16 protein-coding genes are annotated in these 24,349 nt (G+C 63.6%); 5 read left to right on the plus strand and 11 right to left on the minus strand.

The window, feature by feature from the left end; all coding sequences use genetic code 11:
• Positions 1 to 143 precede the first annotated feature (143 nt).
• The 4 genes from xseA to AC3IR3_RS06390 form a co-directional block, all read right to left on the minus strand.
• Complete coding sequence (gene xseA / locus AC3IR3_RS06375; RefSeq protein WP_489196110.1) at positions 144 to 1,487, minus strand: exodeoxyribonuclease VII large subunit; 1,344 nt, start codon at positions 1,485 to 1,487, stop codon at positions 144 to 146.
• A 93-nt stretch (positions 1,488 to 1,580) separates the two neighbouring features.
• Entirely contained in the window at positions 1,581 to 3,188 is a 1,608-nt protein-coding gene (locus AC3IR3_RS06380) for a carboxyl transferase domain-containing protein (protein WP_489196111.1), read from the minus strand.
• 302 nt (positions 3,189 to 3,490) lie between these two features.
• A complete protein-coding gene (locus AC3IR3_RS06385) occupies positions 3,491 to 3,895 on the minus strand; it encodes a hypothetical protein (RefSeq protein WP_489196112.1) in 405 nt (134 codons plus the stop codon).
• Between the two features lie 182 nt (positions 3,896 to 4,077).
• The gene (locus tag AC3IR3_RS06390; protein ID WP_489196113.1) at positions 4,078 to 5,259 is read right to left on the minus strand and encodes an acetyl-CoA C-acyltransferase; all 1,182 of its coding nucleotides are present in this window, start codon (positions 5,257 to 5,259) and stop codon (positions 4,078 to 4,080) included.
• A gap of 220 nt (positions 5,260 to 5,479) precedes the next feature.
• Here AC3IR3_RS06390 and AC3IR3_RS06395 point away from each other — a divergent pair, with 220 nt between their 5' ends.
• Positions 5,480 to 8,284: a S8 family serine peptidase gene (locus AC3IR3_RS06395; RefSeq protein WP_489196114.1), complete on the plus strand. Its 2,805-nt coding sequence runs from the start codon at positions 5,480 to 5,482 to the stop codon at positions 8,282 to 8,284.
• A 42-nt stretch (positions 8,285 to 8,326) separates the two neighbouring features.
• Here AC3IR3_RS06395 and AC3IR3_RS06400 read toward each other — a convergent pair whose 3' ends face one another.
• The 5 genes from AC3IR3_RS06400 to AC3IR3_RS06420 all read right to left on the minus strand — a co-directional run bounded on the left by AC3IR3_RS06400 (position 8,327) and on the right by AC3IR3_RS06420 (position 14,215).
• On the minus strand, positions 8,327 to 9,484 hold the full coding sequence (locus AC3IR3_RS06400) for an isovaleryl-CoA dehydrogenase (protein WP_489196115.1): 1,158 nt from the start codon (positions 9,482 to 9,484) through the stop codon (positions 8,327 to 8,329).
• Positions 9,485 to 9,570: 86 nt separating this feature from the next.
• A complete protein-coding gene (yccS, locus tag AC3IR3_RS06405) occupies positions 9,571 to 11,697 on the minus strand; it encodes a YccS family putative transporter (protein ID WP_489196116.1) in 2,127 nt (708 codons plus the stop codon).
• Positions 11,698 to 11,754: 57 nt separating this feature from the next.
• A complete protein-coding gene (fabG, locus tag AC3IR3_RS06410; RefSeq protein WP_489196117.1) occupies positions 11,755 to 12,483 on the minus strand; it encodes a 3-oxoacyl-ACP reductase FabG in 729 nt (242 codons plus the stop codon).
• Positions 12,484 to 12,571: 88 nt separating this feature from the next.
• A complete protein-coding gene (locus tag AC3IR3_RS06415) occupies positions 12,572 to 13,675 on the minus strand; it encodes a Glu/Leu/Phe/Val dehydrogenase dimerization domain-containing protein (protein ID WP_489196118.1) in 1,104 nt (367 codons plus the stop codon).
• A 192-nt stretch (positions 13,676 to 13,867) separates the two neighbouring features.
• A complete protein-coding gene (locus tag AC3IR3_RS06420) occupies positions 13,868 to 14,215 on the minus strand; it encodes a YXWGXW repeat-containing protein (protein WP_132141165.1) in 348 nt (115 codons plus the stop codon).
• Positions 14,216 to 14,374: 159 nt separating this feature from the next.
• Between AC3IR3_RS06420 and AC3IR3_RS06425 the strand changes: the two genes are divergently transcribed.
• Positions 14,375 to 15,271, plus strand: coding sequence for an alpha/beta hydrolase (locus tag AC3IR3_RS06425; RefSeq protein ID WP_489196119.1), 897 nt, complete (start codon positions 14,375 to 14,377; stop codon positions 15,269 to 15,271).
• An 85-nt stretch (positions 15,272 to 15,356) separates the two neighbouring features.
• A complete protein-coding gene (locus tag AC3IR3_RS06430; RefSeq protein ID WP_489196120.1) occupies positions 15,357 to 18,818 on the plus strand; it encodes a methylmalonyl-CoA mutase family protein in 3,462 nt (1,153 codons plus the stop codon).
• Positions 18,819 to 19,287: 469 nt separating this feature from the next.
• Here AC3IR3_RS06430 and AC3IR3_RS06435 read toward each other — a convergent pair whose 3' ends face one another.
• Positions 19,288 to 19,689, minus strand: a complete 402-nt coding sequence (locus AC3IR3_RS06435; RefSeq protein WP_489196121.1) for an ExbD/TolR family protein — start codon at positions 19,687 to 19,689, stop codon at positions 19,288 to 19,290.
• 226 nt (positions 19,690 to 19,915) lie between these two features.
• Here AC3IR3_RS06435 and AC3IR3_RS06440 point away from each other — a divergent pair, with 226 nt between their 5' ends.
• On the plus strand, positions 19,916 to 20,728 hold the full coding sequence (locus AC3IR3_RS06440; protein ID WP_489196122.1) for a DUF3014 domain-containing protein: 813 nt from the start codon (positions 19,916 to 19,918) through the stop codon (positions 20,726 to 20,728).
• 119 nt (positions 20,729 to 20,847) lie between these two features.
• Here AC3IR3_RS06440 and AC3IR3_RS06445 read toward each other — a convergent pair whose 3' ends face one another.
• Positions 20,848 to 21,774, minus strand: coding sequence for a peptidylprolyl isomerase (locus AC3IR3_RS06445; RefSeq protein WP_489196123.1), 927 nt, complete (start codon positions 21,772 to 21,774; stop codon positions 20,848 to 20,850).
• A 134-nt stretch (positions 21,775 to 21,908) separates the two neighbouring features.
• Between AC3IR3_RS06445 and AC3IR3_RS06450 the strand changes: the two genes are divergently transcribed.
• Positions 21,909 to 24,134 carry a DUF5916 domain-containing protein gene (locus AC3IR3_RS06450; RefSeq protein ID WP_489196124.1) on the plus strand — a complete coding sequence of 742 codons (2,226 nt, stop codon included), beginning with the start codon at positions 21,909 to 21,911 and terminating at the stop codon, positions 24,132 to 24,134.
• The last annotated feature ends 215 nt before the right edge of the window (positions 24,135 to 24,349 follow it).

The raw sequence follows: 24,349 nt of genomic DNA on the forward strand, positions 1-24,349 counted from the left end.
GGGGGTGGGAAGTGGGGGCGTATTTCCGGCGAGCGCACGAGGGAGCTGGTATCGCCCGGCCGAGATAGCGTCCGCTTAGCGCTTGTCGTTCCCTCAGACGTTCGCCGGATCTACGCCCCCACTTCCCACCCCCCACCCCCGCTCTACCCTTTACGAACCACCTTGATCTGTCCCTCACCCAGCATGACCCGCAACGATTCGCCCAGGGCGACGTCCGCCTCGCGGCGAACCACGCGCTCGTTTTCGTCGAGCACGATGGCGTAACCGCGCTCCAGCGTAGCCAGCGGGCTCACCGCATGGAGTGTGCGTGCCTGCTGCGCCAGGCGCAGCCGGTCGCGTTCCAGCCGACGCTCGATGGCGGATTGCATGCGCTGGCGCAGTTCGACGATGCGGCGTTGCCAGGGTGTGAGTTTCTGCCGGGGATGCTGTGCGATCAGGCGACCGTGCAGCCGGTCCAGTCGCGCGGAGCGCAGCGCGTTGGCCTGGCGCAAGGACATGAGCAGCCGCTGGCGCAAGGCTTCCAGCCGTTGACCGTCGCGCGCCAGACGCGCCTGCGGGCGTTGTGCGTTCAGTCGTGCCTGAAGATGATCGGCGCGTTGTGCCTGTGCCTGCAGCCGGCGCGATATGAGTGTGGCCATGCGCTGGCGCAGCCGATCCAGCCTGCGGAGCAGGTCGCCCGCATCGGGCACGAGGAGTTCGGCGGCGGCGGACGGCGTGGCGGCGCGCAGGTCGGCGACGAAGTCGGCGATGGTGAAGTCGACTTCGTGTCCTACCGCCGATACGACAGGCACGGCGCTGGCATGGATGGCGCGCGCCACCGCTTCGTCGTTGAATGCCCAGAGATCTTCCAGCGAACCGCCGCCACGGGTGAGCAGCAAGACGTCGTAGCGTCCGCTGGCCGACGCGCGTCGCAGCATCGTGGCAATGGCGGGCGGCGCTTCGCGTCCCTGTACCGGCACGGGCAGCACATCGACTTCGGCGATGGGAAGACGACGTCCCAGAACACTGAGGACATCGCGAACGGCGGCACCGGAGGCCGACGTGATCACGCCGATACGTCGCGGAAAAGCGGGCAGGGGGCGTTTGCGTTCGGGATCGAACAGGCCTTCGGCGCCAAGACGCGCTTTCAGTTGTTCGAACTCGCGTTGCAGCGCGCCTTCGCCGGCCGGTTCCATGTGTTCCGCGACCAGTTGGAATTCGCCGCGTGCTTCGTACAGTCCGACCTTCGCGCGGATCAGCACGTGCATGCCATCCGCCGGCCGGAAGCGCAGGCGCGACGCAGCCGTGCGGAACATGGCGCAACGGACCTGCGCACTGGCATCTTTCAGTGTGAAGTAGACGTGTCCGGAGGCGGGGCGCGCCACATTGGACAGCTCGCCTTCGATCCACACCATCGGCAACGCGTCTTCCAGCAGATCGCGCACCAGCCGGTTCAGACCGGACGGTGTGAGGATGGGCGGAGCCGTGAGGTCGTCGTACTCGGACATGGGTCGCCGAGGTTAGCACGGCGACAAGGAATGTCGATGGGGCAGTGACTTAGCGGCTGCACCTCATGCGATGTCTCGCCTGTCTTCGTGTACTCACATACGAAACACGCCGAACCGGCCCTGTTCGATCGGGGCATTCAGGGACGCCGAAATCGCCAGGCCCAGTACGCGGCGGGTATCGGCCGGGTCGATGATGCCGTCGTCCCACAGGCGCGCGCTGGCGTAGTAGGGGTGGCCCTGATGTTCGTACTGTTCGCGGATGGGTGCCTTGAACGCTTCTTCGTCTCCGGCGCTCCACTGGCCGCCACCGGCTTCGATGCCGTCGCGACGGACGGTGGCCAGCACGGACGCGGCCTGTTCGCCGCCCATGACGCTGATGCGGGCGTTGGGCCACATCCACAGAAACCGCGCGCCATACGCGCGACCGCACATGGCGTAGTTACCCGCGCCGAAGCTGCCGCCGATGACGACGGTGAACTTGGGCACGTGCGAACAGGCCACGGCCGTGACCATTTTCGCGCCGTCCTTCGCGATGCCGCCGTTCTCGTACTTGCGGCCCACCATGAAACCCGTGATGTTCTGCAGGAAAACGAGGGGCACATTGCGCTGGTTGCACAGTTCGATGAAGTGCGCGCCTTTCTGCGCGGATTCGCCGAACAGGATGCCGTTGTTGGCGACGATACCCACCGGATAGCCGTGGATATGCGCGAAGCCGGTCACCAGCGTCTTGCCGTAGCGCGCCTTGAATTCGTGGAATTCGGAGTCGTCGACGATGCGGGCGATGATCTCGCGGATATCGAACGGACGGCGAGTGTCTTCGGGAATCACGCCGTAAAGCTCGTCGGCCGCGTAACGCGGCGCGATGACCGGACGGACGGCAAGCGGTACGTGTTTGACGCGATTCAGGCTGCCGACGATGTCGCGTGCGATGGACAGCGCGTGCGTGTCGTTCTCGGCGAAATGGTCGGCCACACCCGATATGGAGGTATGCACATCCGCGCCACCCAGCGCTTCGGCATCGACGATTTCGCCGGTAGCGGCTTTCACCAGCGGCGGACCGCCCAGGAAGATCGTGCCCTGTTCGCGGACGATGATGGTTTCGTCGCTCATGGCGGGTACATAGGCGCCGCCGGCGGTGCAGGAACCCATGACGACGGCGATCTGCGCGATGCCCTGCGCACTCATGCGTGCCTGGTTATAGAAGATGCGGCCGAAGTGTTCTCGGTCTGGGAATACTTCGTCCTGCAGCGGCAGGAACGCGCCGCCCGAATCGACGAGGTATACGCAGGGCAGCCGGTTTTCCATCGCCACTTCCTGCGCGCGCAGGTGTTTTTTCACCGTCATCGGGAAGTACGTGCCGCCCTTGACCGTGGCGTCGTTCGCAAGCACCACCACTTCCTGTCCCATAACCCGGCCGATTCCCGCGATGAGACCGGCGGCCGGTGCGGCACCGTCGTACATGCCATGCGCGGCGAGCGGTGCGATTTCCAGGAACGGCGAACCCGGGTCGAGCAGGGCGCGGATACGTTCGCGCGGAAGCAATTTCCCGCGAGCCTCGTGCTTTTCGCGGGCTTTTGCTCCGCCTCCCTCCGCGGTCTTTCGCAGCGTTTCGCGAAGATCGTCGGTCAGCGAGCGCAGGCGCAGGCTGGCGGACTGGAAATCGGGAGAACGGGGATCGAGCGCTGACGTAAGGATAGGCATGGTCGGTCGCGATGGGGCTAAACGGCCATGATAGCGGGGTGGGGGAGCGGACTAACGCTGCGGACGCACATGGCCGGCTATGTGTGTAGGAGCCCGCTTGCGGGCGAAAGCCAACAGAGCGAAGAAGACGGATGCTCACATCCGCGAGCCGGTTGTCTGGGCTTGCGGATGTCGCGCATAGCATCTCCGCTCCGTCAGCTTTCGCCCGCAAGCGGGTTCCTACATAGACGTGTCGCAGACACAAAAAAACCGGCCACCCAAGGGCGGCCGGTTTCAATACAGCAAGAACGGAGGCGGAAGCCTTAGTTCTTCTTGGCGTCGTCCGCAGCCTTCTTGGCGGCGTCGGCAGCGTTCGAAGCCGATTCCTTCGCGGCGTCCGCAGCCTTACCGGCGGCGTCTGCAGCGTTGGAAGCGGCGTCCTTCGCCTGGTCGACAGCAGCGCCGGCCGAGGAAGCGGCACCGGCAACAGCAGCCTGTGCCTGGCCAGCAGCGTCCTTGGCCTGGTCGGCAGCGCCCTGGGCCTGCGAAGCAGCCTGGGTCGTTGCCTGGTTCGTTGCCGAGTCAGCCGCCTGCTGAGCCTTGTCGGCAGCCTGCTGAGCATCAGCAGCCTGCTTCTGGGCGTCCTGCGCGGAATCCTGCGCGCCGTTGCTGCAAGCTGCCAGAAGCGCGACGAGCGCAGAGGCGAGAAGGGTACGCGTCAAATTCATTTTTATTTCTCCTTAGCCGTGGAATGCCATTAGGCGGGCGTATTAATAGCGCAGTCGTTCATACTTCGCCACTTATTTACCGTGGTCGCTTCAGGGGGCATTAAAACCCGCTACCCCAATGCGCTTTGTTTAAACTCGGGCGTGCACTATTTATCGCAAAACCGAGCTTGATCGACCCCTGTTTACAGACGCTCGATAGCGATGGCTGTCGCCTCGCCACCGCCTATGCAAAGGGCTGCGACGCCCCTTTTTGCCCCACGGGCTGTCAACGCATTGAGAAGAGTGACCACGATACGGGCGCCGCTGGCACCGATCGGATGGCCAAGCGCGCATGCACCGCCGTTGATGTTGATCTTCTCGTGGGGAATGCCGATTTCGCGCATAACCGCCATCGGAACCACGGCAAACGCCTCGTTGATTTCGAAAAGATCCACGTCGGCGGCGGTCCAGCCTGCCTTGGCCAGCAGCTTCTGGATCGCACCGACAGGCGCCGTGGTGAACCATTCCGGTTCCTGCGAATGGGTGGCATGGGCAACGATGCGGGCCAGCGGTTCGATACCGCGTGCCTTCGCATCGCCGGCTTCGAGCAGCACCAGCGCGGCCGCGCCATCGGAAATGCTGGATGAGCTGGCGGCGGTGATCGTGCCGTTTTCCTTGCGGAAGGCAGCTTTCAGCGTGGGGATTTTTGCGATATCGGAACGGCCGGGTTGTTCGTCTTCCACGAAATCCTGGCTACCTTTGCGACCCTGCACGGTGACCGGGACGATTTCGGAAGCGAACGCGCCCGACTGCTGAGCGGCCTGTGCGCGCCTGACGGATTCGATGGCGTAGGCATCCTGCTCTTCGCGGGTGAAGTGGTATTTGTCCGCGCAACCTTCGCCGAACACGCCCATGGCTTTGCCATCGTACGGATTGGTGAGGCCGTCCCATGCCATATGGTCCACGAGCTGGCCGTCGCCGTAGCGGATGCCGGTGCGTGCGTTGACCATGTGCGGGGCGTTGGTCATCGACTCCATGCCGCCCGCGACCACCACCGTGGCGGAGCCGGCCTTGATCAGGTCGTGACCGAGCATCAGGGCCTTCATGCCCGAACCGCATACCTTGTTAATGGTGGTGCAGCCGGCAGCGGTCGGCAGGCCTGCTTCCAGGGATGCCTGACGGGCCGGCGCCTGGCCAAGATTGGCGGGCAGCACGCAGCCCATGATGACTTCGCTGACGTCCTTGCCGTCGATACCGGACTGTTCCAGCGCGGCGCGAATGGCAATGGCGCCGAGCTTCGGCGTGGGAACGCCGGTGAACTGGCCGAGGAAGGAACCGATGGCGGTGCGCTTGGCACCCGCGATGACAACGCTGGCGTCGGACATGGGGACTCCGTGGGACTCGGGTGGCCGCGCTTTCTGGCGCGGGTAACTTTGCGAGTATCGCAGCGGGGGAAGGGTCCGGGCAAACGGTGGGTGGGAATCCGGGCGCGAGGCTGCCGATTCTTCGACATTTCTCTCCCTCGCCCTGTGGCAACATCCGGACAGGGGCGCGGGTGCCGGTGACACCAGCGCATGACATTGATGTCGAACTGGGGAAACACTAGTGAACGTAGTGATTGCACCGCGCCGCCGCGAATTGACGCTGGCGATCTGTGTCGCTTTCGGCGTAACGGCCTGCGGCGGCGGTGGCAGCGGCGCTACCCGGCCGGTCGGACTGCCTTCGACACCCTCGACGCCCGCGCCGCCGACCAACCCGACGCCGCCTCCCGTCCAGCCGCCCCTGGATGCGCAGCTCAGACTGACCAATACAACGGCGGCTCACGCCGCTGGCTTTACGGGGCAGGGCGTAACCATCGGTATCGTGGACAGCGGCGTGACGCGGACGCATCCCTCGCTGCTGGGACGGGTTATTTCCAACCTCAATTACGTCGATCCGTCGACCAATAACCTCGGCGTCGACGATGTGGTCGGCCATGGCACCGCCGTGGCGCAGATCGCGGCAGGCCGGCCGTTCGGTCAGTTTCCCGGTGGCATCGCGCCGGACGCGCAGATCATTTCCGCGCGCATCGTCAGCGACAAAGCGCCGACGGACGACGGTTCGGGTCAGGGCACCAAGGTGACCTCCGCCGACCCGTTGCAGACGGTGAACGTCAATCTGTACAACGCCGGCGTGCGGGCCATGAATAACTCGTGGGGCGGGCTCTACTGGGACGCCACGGATGCGGCGACGACGAAAAGTTTCCACGACGCGTATGCGCTCTTCGTAAGCAAGGGACTTGTCGTGTTCGCCGCCGGAAACGACGGCAAGCCCAATCCTTCGGATGTCGCCGCGCTTCCTTCCCGCGCGCCCGATCTTGCGACTGGCTGGCTTACCGTCGTCGCCCTCGACAGCAACAATCCGACCCAACTGGCGTCGTACTCGAATCGCTGCGGGATCGCGATGAGTTATTGCCTCGCCGCTCCCGGCTCGGTCATTACCACGGGAACCAACGACACCTCCGCCAACCCGTCGTATGCAATCTGGACGGGGACCTCCCTGGCCGCGCCGCAGGTGACGGGTGCCGTCGCCGTGGTCTGGAGTGCGTTCCCGTCCTTTTCCAATGACGCGGTTCGGCAGATCATCCTCGGCACGGCCGGCGATCTGGGTGCCGCGGGCCCCGATGCCGTGTTCGGCTATGGCGCGCTGGATGTGGGACGCGCCGTCCGCGGCCCCGCGAAACTGGACTGGGGCACGTTCAACGCCGACATGGGCGGACGCAATGCCGAGTTCGCCAACGATATCTCCGGTGCCGGCAAGCTCAGCGTAAACGGTCCCGGCACGCTGACGCTCTCGGGGCAGAACACCTATCTGGGCGGCACGGCAGTCACGGGCGGTGCCACCCTCGATGCCCGCAAGGCGCTGCCCGGCGACCTCGGCATTCTGGGATCGACGGCGATCGCCCGTGGCGACATCGGTGGCAGCGTGACGAATTCGGGCACGCTGCAAACCGACAATGTCGCCGTGCATGTCGGTGGCGATTACACGCAGGGCGCTGCCGGTCGGTTATCGCAGAAAATGGGTGCGCCGCTTCTGGTCGGCGGTACCGCGACGCTCAACGGCGACTTTCAGGTGGCCGGTGCGGTGCCCGGATACGTCGTGACGTCGCACCAGTCCGTGCTTACCGCAGGCAAGGGTGTGCAGGGGAAATTCGTTTCGACGAGCCTTGCGCAAGGCGTTTTCCTGAGCAGTACGCTCAACTATCTGCCGACCGAAGTCTGGGTCGACACGACGTCGCTCAGCGTGACGCAAGTGGCGACGCAGAGCATGTCCTCCTCGCCGGTCGCGCTCGCATCCGCGCAGCGTCTGGACGGCGCGTTCCAGCAGATCAACCAGAGCCTCGCCGGTTCGTCCGCCAGCACGGCGTCGCTGGACCAGAAACTGTTGCTCGCCGCTGGCAGCATCCAGCAGTCGCCGACGACGCGGGTAGCGCAGGCCTCGCTGGAATCGCTGTCCGGGCAGCTCCATGCCGCCAGTACCGCGGTGACGTTCGCTGGCATCGATGCCAGCAACGATGCGTTGATGGCGCATGTCGACCAGGTGTCCGGTGGCGGCGCGTGGATGCAGTCGCTCGGCCATCAGGGCAGCCTGAGCCGCGGCGGTTTCGGTAACGTGGGTTTTACCCTCGACGGCGGACTCGTAGGCAGCGACATCCGCCTTGGCAGTTCCGGTTTCGCAGGCATGGCGATCGGGCAGAGCAGCAGCATCGGTCAGCTCGCCGATAGTGCCGATCGCAGCCGCAGCCGCGGTACAGAAGGCATGTTCTACGCGGGTACGCGTGGCAGTCATTGGTATGGCGTCGGCCGCGTCGGTTTCGGCAGCTACCGCGAAAACATGCAACGCATGCTGCAACTCGGCGAGCAGGCCGCGTTCGTGGGCAGCGATGCGACCGGCCGCTACAGCGTTGCCTATGGCGAATTCGGTTATCGCGCCGACACGAATGCATTCGCGTTCACGCCGTTCATGAATCTGCAGTACGCCAGCATCCGTCGCTCGGCGTTTCAGGAATCGGGTGGCGACGGCTTCGGTCTGAGCGCCAACGCGCAGACGACCTCGCGCTGGCAAGCCGGCGTCGGCGTTCGCGGCGGCCGTTCGTGGCTGACGTCGTGGGGAACCATTCGTCTGGATGTGCGGCTGGGGTGGCAGAACGCATTCGCGACGCGCGGGGAAGTGTTCTCGGCGCGCTACACAGGTATCGCCCAATGGGCACCCGTCGAAGGCATCGGCTTGTCGCGTCGCGCGGGAACGGCGGGCGTGACGTTGGGTTGGCAGATGAGTGCGCGCACGCAATTCGGATTCAACGTCGATCAGCGACTGGCCGATCGGGACAATTCGCGTTCGGCCAGTGCGACGTTCCGGATGGTTTGGTAGCGATGTCGGCGTTTCGCTCCGCACGGAGCGCAACGCCAAAGATCACGATTTCCCGTGAAACAACTCGCGTCCGATAAGCATCCGACGAATTTCGTTCGTACCGGCGCCGATCTCATAGAGCTTGGCATCGCGCAAGATGCGCCCCGCCGGGAACTCATTGATATAGCCATTCCCACCCAGCGCCTGAATGGCTTCGAGAGCCACCTTCACCGCGTTGGTCGAAGCATTGAGCAGACATGCCGCAGGATCGATACGCGACTTGATGCCTGTGTCGAACTGCTGCGCGACCATATAAGCGAAACCGCGCGAGGACTGCAGGGCCGTATACATGTCGGCGACCTTCGCCTGCATCATGCCGAACGTGCCGATCGGCGCGTTGAACTGCTTGCGTTCGCGCACATACGGAAGCGTGAGATCCAGTGCCGCCTGCATCAGACCGATGGGGCCGCCGGAAAGCACCAGTCGCTCGGTGTCCAGGCCGCCCATGAGAACGCGCACGCCTTCGTTGACCTCGCCGACGATGTTCTCCGCCGGAATTTCGCAGTTCTCGAACACCAGTTCGCAGGTGTTGGAACCGCGCATGCCGAGTTTGTCGAGCTTCTGCGCCGTCGAGAAGCCCTTCATGCCTTTTTCGACGATGAAGGCCGTCATGCAGCGGCTGCCCGCGGCGCGCGGCGCGGTGCGCATATAGACGAGGAGCACGTTGGCATCGGGACCGTTCGTGATCCACATCTTGGAGCCGTTGGCCACCCATACGTCGCCGACGAGTTCCGCACGGCAGCTCATGGAACCGACCACGTCGGAACCGGCGCCCGGCTCGCTCATCGCCAGCGCGCCGATCCATTCGCCGCTGGACAGTTTCGGCAGGTACTTCCGGCGCTGGGCGTCGTTTCCGTTGTGATAGATGTTCTGCACGCACAGATTCGAATGCGCGCCATAGGAAAGACCTACCGAGCCGGATGCGCGAGAGATCTCTTCCATCGCGACCATATGCGCGAGAAAACCGAGGTCGCTGCCGCCGTATTCGCCGGGAATGGCGATGCCCAGGAGGCCCATGTCGCCGAACTTGGCCCAGAGGTCTTCGGGGAAGAGGTTGTCGCGGTCGATCCGGTCCGCGCGTGGCGCGATTTCTTTTTCGGCGAAGGCATGGACGCTTTCACGCAGGGTATCGAGGTCGTCGCCGAGGGGGAACGGACGCATGAAGGAACTCCGGAAGGAAGAAAAAAGCTACCCATCGTAACGCGGCGGCGGTGGCAAGCCTTGGCGCAACGCACAACACGTTCAGGCTACATCTCGGCCAGAAGCGCCGCGAAACGGTCGCCATCCCGTGCCAGCAACAGGCATTGCTGGGTAATCAGGCGCTCCGTCCCCGAGCGGCGCTCGGCACGTAATTCGAGTTCCGCCATCCATGCGGACCGGGTCAGTGGCTGCGGTGGCGTGCGCGTCCGTGCCGACACGGCCAGCGTGCCGAACGCGGTCGCTAGCCGTTCCGCGTCGGCGAGCGTGGACTCTGCCTCGGCTCCCGGCGTCAACGCCTCGCGATGCGCGCCCAGCGTCGACAGATGCGCGAGCGTGGTTTGCGACTCCGTTACCAGCCGCAGGACGACCTCGCTCCGCTCGCGCGAATGCACCGGTTCGGCGAGCATTTCGGTCACCGATCCGGCAAGCGCGGCATGGGCGTTATGGGCATCGCGACGGGCGACGCGGTAGGGCAGGTCGTCGACCTTGCCGCCGACGTACTGGTTGGCGATATGGCGCAGGTAAGCCCCGTCCGCATCGATCACATCGGCCAGCAGGTCTTCGAGCTGGCGGGCGCGCCAGTCGGGCAGCACGAAGTGGAGAGCCGTCGCGGCAATGATCGAGCCAAGTACGGTGTCGAGGAGGCGGGGACCGATGGCGTCGTATCCCGCGCCGATCTGGTCGAAACACAGCACGACGAAAAGAGTGATCGTGGCGGTCGCGACGGTATAGCGCTTGTGACGGAAGGCGAAAAACGCCGCGCCGGACACGATCGTGACGGGAAGCCGCCAGTCGCCTCCCGGTAACAGGCGAAGAAATGCCCAGCCGGCGATCAGCCCGAGCATCGTTCCGCCAATGCGTTGGACCAGCCGGCGCCGCGTAGCGCCGTAGCCGGGCTGGCAGACGAAAAGCGTCGTCAGCAAGATCCAGTAACCGTGTCTGGGATGCACGGCCAGCAGCAGCGCATAGCCTGCAAGCATGCCCGCGGCGAGGCGCACCGCATGCCGGAAACGCATCGACCGGCGGGTGGTCTGTACACGGATGCGCGCGACCGCTTCGCGCCATGTCGGCGGGTCGTCATTGCGCAGGCCGAAGTCGGTATCCCGCAGACCTTCGCTCTCGGTTTCGAGCGACGACTGGAGCCGTTCGACATTGCGTAGCAGGCCGGCAAGGGCCTCGTCGATGCGCGCTTCGCGAGGCTGGCCGTGGGCGAGCGCGGCACGGACATCGTCCAGTGCGCCATGCGGCAGTGCCAGCGAGCCGGGCGGCAAGGTGCGGCGCACTTCGTCCGCGCGGGCATGGCAGGCTTGCGCCTGCAATCTCAATAGCCGGCCGAAACGGAACATGATGTCGCTGTGGAAAAGCGCATCCACCAGCGCTTCATAGGGATAGTGGGTGGAGCTGATGCGCTCGTGGATATCCTGCGCGGTGAAGTAAAGACGCAGCCGTTGCGCCATCCGGCCGCGTGGCTGACGTCGGCCCATGCGATCGAGCAGGGCGCCGTGCGCCTCGTTCATGGCGTCGACTGTGCGGCTGTTGCGATGGGCGAGCTCGATTTCCAGCGCGTGCCGGTCCAGGTCGTGAACGGGCTCGAACAGGGCGGCCTTCGTTTCCATCTGTGCGGCCAGTGCCTCGAATACACGGGCGAGGGCCAGCCGCACGGCGCGTTGCGGCGCGAATACGCTCCACAGGAGCGACAATGCGCCATACCACGCGGCGCCGGCGAGAATATGGACCGTGCCGACCCAGTTGCCACCCGTGGGGCCAGAGGCGTCCGCATCGATCATCGTATAAACCGAGAGAATGAGCGTCGCGGCCACGATGGTGGCGTAACGGCCGCTGGCGGCTCCGAGCATGACCAGCGCGAACGTGCCGACCGGCAACGCCAGCGCGAAAAGCCACGGCCATGCGATCAGCCAGCGCACGGTGGCCGCGGCGATCGCGAAACAGCAGAGTGTCACGACGAGTCCGCGCAGGCGCCCGCGCCAGGCATCGTCCGTTTCGGCCAGTGCGCAGGCGATGACGCCGAGCAGCGCGGGAATCGCGGCCGAGCGGGGACCATGCAGCACGCACCACGCCAGCACGCCGGATAGCGCCAGCAATACGCGCACGACATCCGCGAGCCGATCGGATTCGGCGATCGAAGAAATCCGCTGTCGCAACTTGAATGGCATGCCCCAGCTTACCGTGTAGGAGCGTTCTCGAGCGCTCCTACAAACGAAGCGAAAGCTTCAGCACAGTCCGCCGTTGACCGCCAGGACCTGCCGGGTGACGTAGCCTGCATCCGGACCGACAAGAAACTGCACCGCCGCGGCGACTTCTTCCGGCGTACCCATGCGCTGCATCGGGATCGTCGCCAGGATTTCCTCCAGCGGAAGGTCGCCGTCGACCATGTCGGTGTCGATCAGTCCCGGGGCGACGCAGTTCACCGTGATCTTCCGCTTGGCGAGTTCCAGGGCGAGTGCTTTCGCCGCGCCGATGACACCGGCTTTCGACGCGCTGTAATTCACCTGGCCGCGATTGCCAATGAGGCCGGACACCGATGTGATGCACACGATGCGACCCGGTGCGCGGCGACGGATCATCGGCATGATCAGCGGGTGCAGCACGTTGTAGAAACCGTCGAGATTGGTCCGCAGTACCTGGTCCCAGTCGTCGCCGGTCAGCGCGGGGAACGCGCCGTCACGGGTCAGGCCGGCGTTGCAGACCACACCGTAATAAGCGCCATGCTCCGCGACATCGGCTTCCAGCGCGGCCTTGCATGCCGCGCGGTCGGAAATGTCGAACGGGAGGATGCGGGCCTGGCAACCCAGTGCGACGATGTCCGTCAGTACGGTTTCGGCTTCGTCGCGTCGCGAGCGACAGTGCAGGACGATGTCGTATCCGGCGGTGGCCAGTCGCAAAGCGATAGCGCGTCCGATACCGCGGCTCGAACCGGTGACGAGGATGGTATCTGCCATGGCGGGGATTCCTGTGTGGCGGGAAGTGTAAAGCAGAAGGGCCGCCGGATCGCTCCGACGGCCCTTCGTCAGCTACGTTACTTTCCGCTTACTGACCGCGCATGCGGCCCTGGAAGCGCGGCGCACCGTTGCCCATGTGCGGCAGACGGATCTTGCCGATGGCGGAGATACGCTCTTCGGCCATGCGGTCCGCGGCCTTATAGGTCGGGATGTTGTCGCGGGCCGAGATTTCGAAGATGCGACCGACGTTGTAGTAGATCGTGCGCATCATGCGCATCGCGCGCTCGCGGTTATAGCCGTCGATTTCCAGCGAGACGTTCATCACGCCGCCGGCGTTGACGGCGTAGTCCGGAGCGTAAACCACGCCACGGCGGGCCAGTTCGTCGCCGATGGCGTCCGTGGCGAGCTGGTTGTTCGCCGCGCCGCAGACGATCTTCGCCTTGATGCGGTCGATAGTCTGCTCGTTGAGCGTGCCGCCCAGTGCGCACGGGCTGTAGACGTCGGCGTCGACGTCGTAGATTTCGTCCAGGCCCACGGCTTCGCAGCCCAGTTCGTCGACGCAACGCTGCACGGCATCCTTGTTGATGTCCGTGACGAATACCTTCGCCCCCTGTTCGCGCAACAGCTTGATGAACTCGCTGCCGACGTGGCCGCAACCCTGCACGGCGTAGCTGTACTTGCCGACGTCTTCGTTGCCGTGCTTGAACTGCAGCGCGGCCATCAGGCCCTGCAGCGTGCCGAACGCGGTGAACGGCGACGGATCGCCCGAGCCGCCGTGGACCTGGTGCACGCCGGTGACGTACTCGGTTTCACGGAACACGTATTCCATGTCGTTGACGTCGATGCCGACGTCTTCGGCCGTGATGTAGCGGCCGTTGAGCGAATTGACGAAGCGGCCGAACGCGCGGAACAGCGCCTCGGACTTGTCCTTCGAGGGATCGCCGATGATGACGGCCTTGCCACCGCCGAGATTCAGGCCGGCCACGGCGTTCTTGTAGGTCATGCCGCGGGACAGACGGAGCACATCGTTGACCGCGTCCTGCTCGGTCTTGTACGGCCACATGCGCAGACCGCCCAGCGAGGGGCCGAGCACCGTATTGTGGATCGCGATGATGGCCTTCAGGCCCGCGTCTTTGTTATGGCAGAAGACGACTTCTTCGTGACCCGTATTGGCGATGGTTTCGAAAATCATCGAACGCAGACTCCAGTAAACATTCGGCGGCGTTGCATAAGGCCGCTGGCAGGTGAAAACCGGTGGTGGGGACCGCCGGCAAAGATGGACCGCTCAAAAAAACTCGCCCCAGCAAGGGCCGGGGCGAGGTGTTCAGCTGCGTAGTTTAGTACCTGAAGGCGCGTCGTGTAGGTGCGCCGCAACAACCCGGGGTTAGCGGCGCCCGCGCCACTGCGGATCGCGGTCCCAGCGCTCGCGCTCGTAACGCCATGCGTGGCCGTACGGACGATAGACGGGCGGCCGGTAGATATAGCCCGGACGCGAGCCGTACCACCGTCCGCCGATCCAGATGTAGCGCCCACCGGCCCAGTTCCAGTATCCGGGTGCCCAGACATAACCCGAACGCGGGGGCGGCCTGCGTTCATAACGCGGCGGCGGTGGACGGGTGCCGACAGTCACCGACACATAACCTTGCGCCGCGGCGGGCGGCACATAGGCGGTCGCGCCGACCGCGAGGCCAAGCCCCGCCAGAAGGGCCAGTTTCCGGGTCAACGTGGTCATGGCGAATCTCTCCTCGTTACGTCCGCGGATGCGGAGTCAGGATCGAAAACGGCGGCCGCCGCTCCCCGTTGACGATACGCCCGGCGCTTCGTTCATGTTCGTGACGGTCGTGCGGCACCCCTGTATCGCGTAACGTCCTGCCCCCACAATGCTTGGCATATGACTCCGATCCCGTCCCCGAGAACGAAACCCGCACCGCGCTTCCGGCTTCGCGATATCGCGACCCTGCTCGGGTTGCGAGCCGCCTACCGTATCGGTAGCGTCGTCGCGCCCGAACGCACGGTGGCGCATGCGGCACGGTTGTTCCAGACGCCGTTGCCCAGCAGCAGGGCCCGCGCCGCCGCCGCGCCCGCCGTACCCGATATGCGTCGCGAGACGATCGCGGTGAACGGCGAATCGATCGCGACCTACGTCTGGGGCGATCCCGCGACACAGCCCTATGCCTTGCTGGTGCACGGCTGGTCCAGTTTTGGACTTCGCTTCGAAAAATGGGCCGCGCTGCTGTCCGCCATGGGTTGGGCCGTCGTGGCGTTCGACCAGCCGGCCCATGGGCACAGCGGCGGCTTGCTGTGCACCTTGCCGGACTTTGCCCGCACCGTGCGCGAGGTGGGGCGCCACTACGGCGATGCCGCGGCCGTGATCGGCCATTCCCTGGGTGGAGCGGCCGTGACGCTGGCGCTGGACGATGGCTGGACCGCGGAAAAGGTCGTGTTGATCGCTCCCGCCGCCGATCCCCAGGCCGCGACGCGCCGGTTCTCGCGTTTCGTGCGCCTTGCCGAACGGCTGCGACCCGCGCTGCACAAGGCTTTGGCGGACCGGACACAGGTTCCCATCGAAACCCTGCATATCGAACGCCACGCGCCGCATCGCCGACAGGCCGTGCTCATATTCCACGATGCGAAGGACCGCGACGTCCCGGTGGCCGAAGGCGAGCTGTACGCGACGCTGTGGCCGGGCGCGCGGCTGATCCGGACCAATGGCCTGGGGCATCGGAAAATTGTCGACGATGTCGATGTCGTCAACGTCGCGATGCCGTTCTTGTTCGGGGACGCGTAACGATTACGCTGCACTGCGCAAAAGCGCGACGAAACCCGCGCGGTACAATCAGCCGGTTCCCCGCATCGGTAGTCCCGGAGTCGCCATGAGTTCGCAGCCCAAGCACGTCCCCGCCAGCAGCACGCAGACGGAGGCGACACCATTGCGCTTCGTAACCGCGGCGAGTCTGTTCGACGGCCACGACGCCGCCATCAACATCATGCGACGCATCATCCAGAGCCAGGGTGCCGAGGTGATCCACCTCGGGCATAACCGCTCGGTGGAAGACGTCGTGCGCGCGGCGTTGCAGGAAGACGCCGATGCGATCGCACTGTCGTCGTATCAGGGCGGCCACGTCGAGTACTTCAAGTACATGGTCGACATGCTGAAAGAGCGCGGTGCGGGTCATGTCCGCGTGTTCGGCGGCGGCGGCGGTACGATCACGCCGGAGGAAATCCGCGAACTTCAGGCCTATGGCGTCGAGCGCATCTATCATCCGAACGACGGCATGAAGCTCGGCCTCGTCGAAATGATCGAAGACGTGATGTCGCGCACTCGCGCCGCGGTGGATCGCCGCGCGCAGAACGCGCCGCCCGCGCCCGTCACGGCGAACATCGACGATGAGATTTCCGTGGGTGCGATGCTTTCGGCTATCGAAGAAGACGCGTTGCCGGAAGCCGAGCTTGCGCGTCTGCGCAAGGAGTGGGCGCTTGCCGGCGGTAAAACGCCGGTGCTTGGCCTGACCGGTACGGGCGGCGCGGGCAAGTCCAGCGTTGTCGATGAGCTGCTGCTGCGCTTCCTGCACGCTTTCCCGAATATCCGTATCGCCGTGCTCGCCGTCGATCCGACGCGTCGCCGCAGCGGTGGTGCGCTGCTCGGCGACCGCATCCGCATGAACTCGCTGCGCAGCCCGCGCGTCTATATGCGTTCTATGGCGACGCGTCGCCAGCACGCCGCGACCAGCATCGTGCTGCACGACTGCATCGATTTCCTGAAGAGTCAGGCCTACGACCTGGTTATCGTCGAGACGGCCGGCATCGGTCAGAGCGATTCCGAAATCGTCGATCTCGTCGATTTCCCGGTCTATGTCATGACCAGCGAGTACGGCGCGGCGAGCCAGCTCGAGAAGATCGACATGCTCGACTTCGCGGAACTCGTAGTGCTCAACAAGTTCGACAAGCGTGGCGCGGAAGATGCTTTGCGCGATGTGCGCAAACAGTGGAAACGCAATCGCACCGCTTTCCAGATGGCCGATGAGAACGTGCCGGTTTATCCCACGATTGCCAGTCAGTTCAACGACCCGGGCGTGACCTGGATGTTCGCCAATCTCTGCCGCCTGATGCGCGACAAACTGCACCTGCCGGTCGAAAACTGGTTGCCCGATGTCGACACGACGCTGCGCGAGCCCCGCGCTACCGTGCTTATTCCGGGTAACCGCGTGCGTTACCTCGCGGAAATCGCCGAGCAGGGAAGGGGCGTCAACGGCGGTATCGCGAAGCAGGCCGAAGCGGCCAGCAAGGCGCAGCACTATTACGAATCGCTGAAGGACATCGGCGACGATGGCGTTCCGCGCGCACTGGATCTTTACGACCACGCATCGCTGAATGTCGAAGGCGACCGTTCGCTGTCGACGCTGCGCCAGCGCTACAACGAAGCGGTTCGCGAACTCTCCAGCGAAGCGATCTCGCTGCTGCGCGAATGGCCGGTTCGCTTCGAGGCTGTCACCGCCGAGTTCAACGAATACCAGGTGCGCGACAAGGTCATCCGCGTCGAAAACTATCGCACCTCACTCAGCCACCAGAAAATCGCGAAGGTCTCGCCGCCGAAGACGAAGGACTGGGGCGAACTGCTCTCGTTCCTGATGCGCGAGAACCTGCCGGGCTACTACCCATACACGGGTGGCGTATTTCCGTATCGCCGCGCCGGTGAAGATCCGACCCGCATGTTCGCGGGCGAAGGCACGCCGGAGCGTACGAACCGCCGTTTCCATTACCTGTCGCTGGGCGGCGCCGCGGCGCGTCTGTCCACGGCATTCGACTCGGTCACGTTATACGGCGAAGACCCGGCACCGCGTCCCGACATTTACGGCAAGATCGGTAACTCCGGCGTTTCCATCGCTACGCTGGACGACATGAAGAAGCTGTACTCCGGCTTCGACCTGTCCGCGCCGTCGACCTCGGTGTCCATGACCATCAACGGTCCTGCGCCGATCATCCTCGCGATGTTCATGAACACCGCGATCGACCAGAACGTCGAAAAGTACCTCAACGAAGAACCCGCGCGTTGGGAATCCGCGAACGCGCACATCGCAGCGCTTTATCCGGATGGCGACCGTCCGCGCTATCACGGCGGTCTGCCGGAAGGTAATAATGGTCTGGGTCTCGGCCTGCTGGGTGTTTCCGGCGAAGAAGTCGTCGACGCCGAAACCTATGCCCGCATCAAGACCTATACGCTGGCCACGGTACGCGGCACGGTGCAGGCGGACATCCTGAAAGAAGACCAGGCGCAGAACACGTGCATCTTCAGCACCGAGTTCGCGCTGCGCATGATGGGCGACATCCAGCAGTACTTCGTCGACCACAAAGTACGCAACTTCTATTCGGTATCGATCTCCGGTTACCACATTGCCGAAGCCGGCGCGAACCCGATAAGCCAGCTGGCTTTTACGCTGTCGAACGGTTTCACCATCGTCGAGTACTACCTCGCACGCGGCATGAGGATCGACGATTTCGCGCCCAACCTGTCGTTTTTCTTCTCCAATGGCATGGACCCGGAATACACGGTTATTGGCCGCGTCGCGCGACGCATCTGGGCCCGCGCCATGCGCGAACGCTATGGTGCCAGCGCCCGCAGTCAGATGCTGAAGTACCACATCCAGACATCCGGCCGTTCGCTGCACGCGCAGGAAATTCAGTTCAACGACATTCGTACGACGTTGCAGGCGCTGTATGCGCTGTTCGACAACTGCAACAGTCTGCATACGAATGCCTATGACGAAGCCATCACCACGCCGACGGAAGAAAGCGTACGTCGCGCGGTCGCAATTCAGCTGATCATCAATCGTGAGCTGGGCCTCAACTTCAACGAGAACCCGTGGCAGGGCAGCTACGTTGTCGACGAGCTGACCGATCTGGTCGAAGAAGCTGTCTATAAAGAATTCGAAGCCATCAGTGAGCGCGGTGGTGTGCTTGGCGCCATGGACACGATGTATCAACGCGGAAAGATTCAGGAAGAATCGATGTATTACGAGCACAAGAAACACGATGGCTCGTTGCCGCTTATCGGCGTGAACACCTTCCTGCCGAAGGATCATGGTGGCGAAATTTCCACGGAGATTGAATTGATTCGTTCGACCGAGGAAGAGAAGGGACAGCAGATCGATAACGTGTTGCTTTATGGTCGCGCCCGTAACTCGCTTGCCCCGGAGAGCCTGAAGCGGTTGCAGGGCACTGCGCGCGATCGGCGGAATGTGTTCGAGCAGTTGATGGATGCCGTTAAGAACAACTCGCTTGGGCAGATTAGTCATGCTTTGTATGACGTGGGTGGGGAGTATCGGCGCAACATGTAAGCGGTTGCGCTTTTCGGCGTGTTTGACCGGCTTGCACTAGAAGAGCGTCGCAATTCGGGGCGTCGTCGCGGGGAACCGGCCGGCCCCCTCGCCGGGCCCACGTCGGGCGGTCGCTGCGCGACGCGGGTGGACTGGCGGGGCTTCGTGAGCGGGCTTCCTGCCCGCGCACGAAGGAAGGGGCGTCCTGCCCCTTCCCCCTTAGGGGCCTTATCCGCCAGTTCACCCGCGCCCTCCTACCGGGCCCGGCGAGGGGGCCGGCTGGTTCCACCGAGCGGTGAGGGTATGGGTGTGACGAGCAAAGCGAACCGCCGATGTTCCCTCGCGCCACCTCACCCCTCACCGTCGTTCCTGCGCAGGCAGGAACCCAGTGCGGTGCAGTGGGTTATCGCGACAACGGTGGTTCAGCACTTCCCGCACCCTCGAGGACATCGCGCTCGAGAGCGCTCCTACATGACTGTGAAGCGCGCGGTTAATCGCGCCCTATAAAGTCGATCTTTCCCATACCGTGCGCCTTTGCATTGGTAAGTACACGGGCAACGTTCTCGTAGGCAACGCTGTCGGTGGCGTCGATCTGCAACGCAGGTTGTTCCGCCTGTGCCGCGGCGATGGAGAGCTGCGTGTCGAGCTGAGCCTCGCTGATAGGCGTGTCGTTCCAGTAGAGAACACCATCGCCTTCGATTGCCAGGCGGATGGGTTCGACGGTCGGTAGCTTCGCCTGCTGCGACGCTTGCGGCAGGTCGACCGTCGCCTTGTGGGCGATGACGGGTGCGGAAATCATGAAGATGATCAGCAGCACGAGCAGCACGTCGACGAGCGGCGTGACGTTGATGCCTGAGATGGGAGCGTTGTCGACACGAGCAGAGAAAGCCATGGTTCTTCCTCCTGGACGAGCTTGCGATGTGGGATTGCCGGATCGGTGGGGACGGTCGGCGAGTTCAGACTAATACGAATTCAGGGCGGAATGCGAGGGGGCATGAGGGTGGTGTTACATGCCCTTGGCCGCTATGGTTGGAGTTCTTGTGCGTTTGACGTTGCGGAACCATTGGCGTTACGCCCAGTCAGAGCAAGGTTGCTAGCCGCAAAGCAGGTTAAGTGGAATGAATAAGCAGTCGTCAGGTGTTGCGCGTGTTCTTTGGGTTGTGGTCGTGCTGGCCGCCATCGGCGCCGGGTTCGTGGTCTGGCAGAAAGAGAAAGCGGCTAAGCCTCGGGAAGCCGCCGTTGCATTGCCTTCTGCCGCTTCGACGTCGATACCTTCTTCCGCATCCGCGATCCAGCATCCGCTGGGCGCGGCTCCTGCAGGCGCATCGACCGCGGCGCTGCCTGCGCTCAGCGACAGCGACAGCGACGTCATTCAGTCGCTGATGGCGCTGGGCGGCGACGACGCGTTGAAGGCGCTGCTTGTTCCCGAGCACGTTATTCCCCGGATCGTTGCCACGATCGATGCCTTGCCGAAACAGAGCGTGGGTCTGAACGTGTTGCCGTTGCGCACGCCGACCGGCTCGTTTGTCGTAGGACATGACAGAAACGGACAGATCGTGACGTCGGGCAAGAATGCCGATCGTTACGCGACGTATATGTATGTCGCGGAGAAGATCGATACCGGTGCTCTGGTTGGGTGGTACAAGCGGTATTACCCGTTGTTCCAGCAGTCGTATCGCGATCTCGGTTATCCGGATGGCTATTTCAACGACCGGCTCGTCGCGGTGATCGATCATCTGCTGGCGGCGCCCGAACCAAAGGGCCCCGTCGTCCTGGTGCAGCCGAAGCTGCGCTACGAGTTTGCCGATCCGTCGTTGCAGGCGTTGTCGGCCGGACAGAAGTTCATGATTCGCCTGGGGCCGGATGACGAGGCACGGTTGAAAGCCAGGCTGCGCGCGATCCGTGCAGGTGTGGCGGAGTCCGGAAAGTAGCCGGTACGGCGCGTTTCGCACCCGTCCGCCGTCGGCCGGAACGCGGCATGCAAAGTCGCGCCAAACGAAGCTTTGCGTCGAGTGGTCACCCGGCTTTCGCCGGGTGACGGCATCCGTGGTTACGGCGCCTTTTTCGTCGGGTCGCGCACCGGAATCGAGATATTGCAGATATCGATCTTTCCGGCCGGCAGCATGTAGAAATCGTCTTTGCGATTGCGTTTGGCGTCGATCACCGCGGTGAACGTCTTGCTGTCGGTGCGCAGTACCTGGATCGGCGTGCGTTCGGCTTCCGGAACATCGGCTGCGAGACGTACCGTTTTGATCGTGACGCGCTGTTCGGGTTTGTCGTAGAAGCCCATCGGCTCGCCGCCGCGCGGATAGGCGGACAGGATGGGCATGCCCTGAATCACGCGGCCGGCGACGGCCAGATTGCGATCCAGATTGCGCGGCGCCTGGCCGATGATGGCGTAGAGCGAACTGCCGTTGCCGGTTTCCGCGCCCACGTCGCGTGCGACACCGACCGCTCCGTAGCAGTGGGTCAGCCACGCCTGTCCGTGTGCGGTATCGCGCGCGGCGGGGAAGCCATCGGAGAACCCGACTTCGGGCGCGTATACATCGCCGTCCGGCAGCTTCGCGAACGGAATGGACTTGTCGAGCTTGCGCGTGAATTCCGGCGGCAGCGTTTGCTTTGCCGTGCCCAGGCTTTTCGCCTTGGCCTTGTCGTCGCCATCGGGGTCGCCCCATTGCGTGACGAAATTGTCCTGCACGCGGATGACGGCTGTGCCATCGAAATAATGCTCGCGGATCAGCGTGCGGATATTCGCCGCGTGTTCGGGCGACCAGTCCTGCGCCAGTTCGATGATGACCCGGCCCTGGGGCAGGTCCATGTAGACCAGGTTCTGCGGATCGGGCGTGCGCCATTCGGCGGGGCTGGCCTTCGCGAGCAGTTCTTTCGCGGTCGGCGTATGGGCTTTCTTTGCCTCGTCGGCGAGCGTGGGCAGGGCGAGCGTGGCGAGTGCGATGGCGAGGCAGGTGCGGTGCAGCATGGTATCCCCTGAGCGATTGGCGGCTGCAAGAAAGTAGCAGAGTCGAGGGCGTTCGCGCGGTATAGGCCACCAGTCATGCGTAACCTTTTACGTATGCGCCGCATCCTTCTACGGATTCCATCGACGGCGCATCCATGTTTCGCTTCGCTTTTGCCCTTGCATTCTTTTTTCTCGCTACTGTCGCGAACGCCGTCGAAATCGATGGAAAGATCGACCCAGGCGAATGGGCGGGGGCGCGGCACATCACGGATTTCCGCGATACGCAGCCGCTGACCGGCAAACCCGGGAGCATGCCGACCGAAGCGTGGGTGATGTCCACGCCCAAGGGGCTGGCCATTGCCATTCGCGTCACCCAGCCGGCTTCGGTGCCCCGTACGCGGCAGAAGACCCGGCGCGACGAATCCGCCCTGGTGGACCGGATCAACGTCATGGTCGATTTCGATGCGGACGGACGCACCGGCTATGACTTCGAAGTGACGTCGATGGGAGGTGTCGCGGACGAAGTGATCACCAGCGAATCGAATTTCAGCTACGACTGGGACGGTCACTGGGAGCATGCGGTCTCCGAGGACGCCGACGGATGGTCGGTGGAAGTGCTGATCCCGTGGTACATCGCGCCCATGCGCGCCGCCACGGGCGATACGCGCACCATCGGCCTGTACATCGACCGCGTCGTCGGCACCACGGGCGAGCGCATGTCCTGGCCCGCGGCGAGCTTCAATCGTCCGCGCTTCCTGTCCGATTTCGAGCATGTGGAACTGCCGGCCTACTCGCAGGCTTTGCTGGCCGTGACGCCGTACGTGGTGGCGCGAACCGATCGTGCCCATGGCGGCACGAGCTTTCAGGAGGGCGCGGACATTGTCTGGAAGCCGAATGGACAGACACAGCTGACGGCGACCATCAATCCCGACTTCGGCCAGGTGGAAAGCGACGACCTGGTGATCAACTTCACTCCCGAGGAAACCTTCTTCACCGATAAGCGGCCGTTCTTCACGGAAAATCAGGGCATCTTCGATTTCAGTCTGCTCGAGGACTATACGCAGCTGGTCTATACGCGGCGCGTGGGCGGCGCGGCGGACGACAGCAACAATGCGGCCGATATCGCGGGCGCCATGAAGCTCAACGGCAGCGTGGGCGATATGAGCTACGGCGTGCTCGCGGCGCAGGAGAAAGGCGACGCCGGCCGTACGTTCGGGGCATTGCGCCTGAGCGAGAATTTCGGGACACAGAGCCTGGGCATGCTTGCCACGCATGTCAGTCATCCGTATCTCGATCGCGATGCGAATGTACTGGGCATCGATCATCGCTGGAAACCGAATGCGAAGTTCACCATTACCAGCAACATCGTCGGCAGCAAGATCGACCAGCCGAACAATCGTTCGACTGGCTTCGGCGCGACGACGATTGCCGAATACGAAATGACGCCGGTATGGAGCCAGCAATGGCTGGGCATGCATTTCGGCGACACGCTGCAGATCAACGATTTCGGCTATCTGCCGCGCAACGATTTCGACTACGCCCACTGGGAAGTCCGCCAGCGTCTTACCGCGTTGCCCGAGGACTCCGCGTATTCGTCGCATCTGTGGCGATATCGGATCATCGGCATCAACAATACCGAAGGGCTTCGGCTGGAGCGGCAGTTCCGCATCATCCGCGATAGTCAGCGTCGCGATGGCGGCGAGGAATTCTGGAAGCTCAATGTCGACAGCGCGGCATACGACGACCTGCTGACTCGCGGTGGCAATCCGCTGCACACGCCACCGAATCTGACGTTGATCTATGAGCGCGTGCGGCCGCGCATCGGGCATTGGTCGTGGACGGCGGATGCCGAGATCAAGGGCAATCAGCTGACGGGTCTTCATCGTGTCGGTTATATGGTTAAGTTCGTTCCCACGTATTTCTTCAGCGATGAGTTGAGCGTTTTCACCGGAGCCAGTTACGAGACAACGCCGAACTGGATGATCTGGCAGCACGACAACCTGGTGGGGGCGTTCGACGGTCGTACGATCGGTATCGACATGGGCATGAACTGGAACATTGGCAACCGGCAGGAAGTACGCGTGAAAGTGCAGGCGCTGGGTGTCGGCGCGCAGCTGCGTCAGGCCTATGTAATCGATCGCGACGGGCGTGCGGTGGAAAGCAACGAACCTGTCGAGGATTTTGGCGTGGCGAATCTGGGGTTTCAGATTCGCTATCGCTATGAGATCGCACCGTTGTCCAATCTGTATGTCGTTTATAACCGTGGCGGGTACCAGACCGAGGACGGTGTAAGTGACGCTAATGAGCAGTTTCGGCACAGCCTTGGTTTGCGTGACACCAATGAGGCGCTGGTGAAGGTGGCTTACCGGCTGGAGTTTTGAGGCGGCGTTGTTGGTGGCGGGGGTTCGTTTCTGTCCGCGTCGAAAGCGCGGATCGTTGCATCGTGACAATCGGATGCCTCGCGCTGGGTTCCTGCCTGCGCAGGAACGACGGTGAGGGATTTCTACAACTTCGACGCAGGTGCGACGGTGAGGGTTGTGGACGTATCTCTACAACCTTTACGCAGGAACGGCGGTGAAGGTTATGGAGGTATCTC

The sequence above is a fragment of the Luteibacter sp. GL_149 genome (assembly GCF_057834065.1).

What these genes read in the sequence shown, in the direction of transcription:
- fabG (WP_489196117.1), bottom strand. Translation starts at nt 12,483, where the DNA reads ATGGCAGATACCATCCTCGTCACCGGTTCGAGCCGCGGTATCGGACGC.
- AC3IR3_RS06430 (WP_489196120.1), top strand. Translation starts at nt 15,357, where the DNA reads ATGAGTTCGCAGCCCAAGCACGTCCCCGCCAGCAGCACGCAGACGGAG.
- AC3IR3_RS06450 (WP_489196124.1), top strand. Translation starts at nt 21,909, where the DNA reads ATGTTTCGCTTCGCTTTTGCCCTTGCATTCTTTTTTCTCGCTACTGTC.
- AC3IR3_RS06435 (WP_489196121.1), bottom strand. Translation starts at nt 19,689, where the DNA reads ATGGCTTTCTCTGCTCGTGTCGACAACGCTCCCATCTCAGGCATCAAC.
- yccS (WP_489196116.1), bottom strand. Translation starts at nt 11,697, where the DNA reads ATGCCATTCAAGTTGCGACAGCGGATTTCTTCGATCGCCGAATCCGAT.
- AC3IR3_RS06415 (WP_489196118.1), bottom strand. Translation starts at nt 13,675, where the DNA reads ATGATTTTCGAAACCATCGCCAATACGGGTCACGAAGAAGTCGTCTTC.
- AC3IR3_RS06380 (WP_489196111.1), bottom strand. Translation starts at nt 3,188, where the DNA reads ATGCCTATCCTTACGTCAGCGCTCGATCCCCGTTCTCCCGATTTCCAG.
- AC3IR3_RS06420 (WP_132141165.1), bottom strand. Translation starts at nt 14,215, where the DNA reads ATGACCACGTTGACCCGGAAACTGGCCCTTCTGGCGGGGCTTGGCCTC.
- AC3IR3_RS06445 (WP_489196123.1), bottom strand. Translation starts at nt 21,774, where the DNA reads ATGCTGCACCGCACCTGCCTCGCCATCGCACTCGCCACGCTCGCCCTG.
- AC3IR3_RS06385 (WP_489196112.1), bottom strand. Translation starts at nt 3,895, where the DNA reads ATGAATTTGACGCGTACCCTTCTCGCCTCTGCGCTCGTCGCGCTTCTG.
- xseA (WP_489196110.1), bottom strand. Translation starts at nt 1,487, where the DNA reads ATGTCCGAGTACGACGACCTCACGGCTCCGCCCATCCTCACACCGTCC.
- AC3IR3_RS06440 (WP_489196122.1), top strand. Translation starts at nt 19,916, where the DNA reads ATGAATAAGCAGTCGTCAGGTGTTGCGCGTGTTCTTTGGGTTGTGGTC.
- AC3IR3_RS06390 (WP_489196113.1), bottom strand. Translation starts at nt 5,259, where the DNA reads ATGTCCGACGCCAGCGTTGTCATCGCGGGTGCCAAGCGCACCGCCATC.
- AC3IR3_RS06400 (WP_489196115.1), bottom strand. Translation starts at nt 9,484, where the DNA reads ATGCGTCCGTTCCCCCTCGGCGACGACCTCGATACCCTGCGTGAAAGC.
- AC3IR3_RS06425 (WP_489196119.1), top strand. Translation starts at nt 14,375, where the DNA reads ATGACTCCGATCCCGTCCCCGAGAACGAAACCCGCACCGCGCTTCCGG.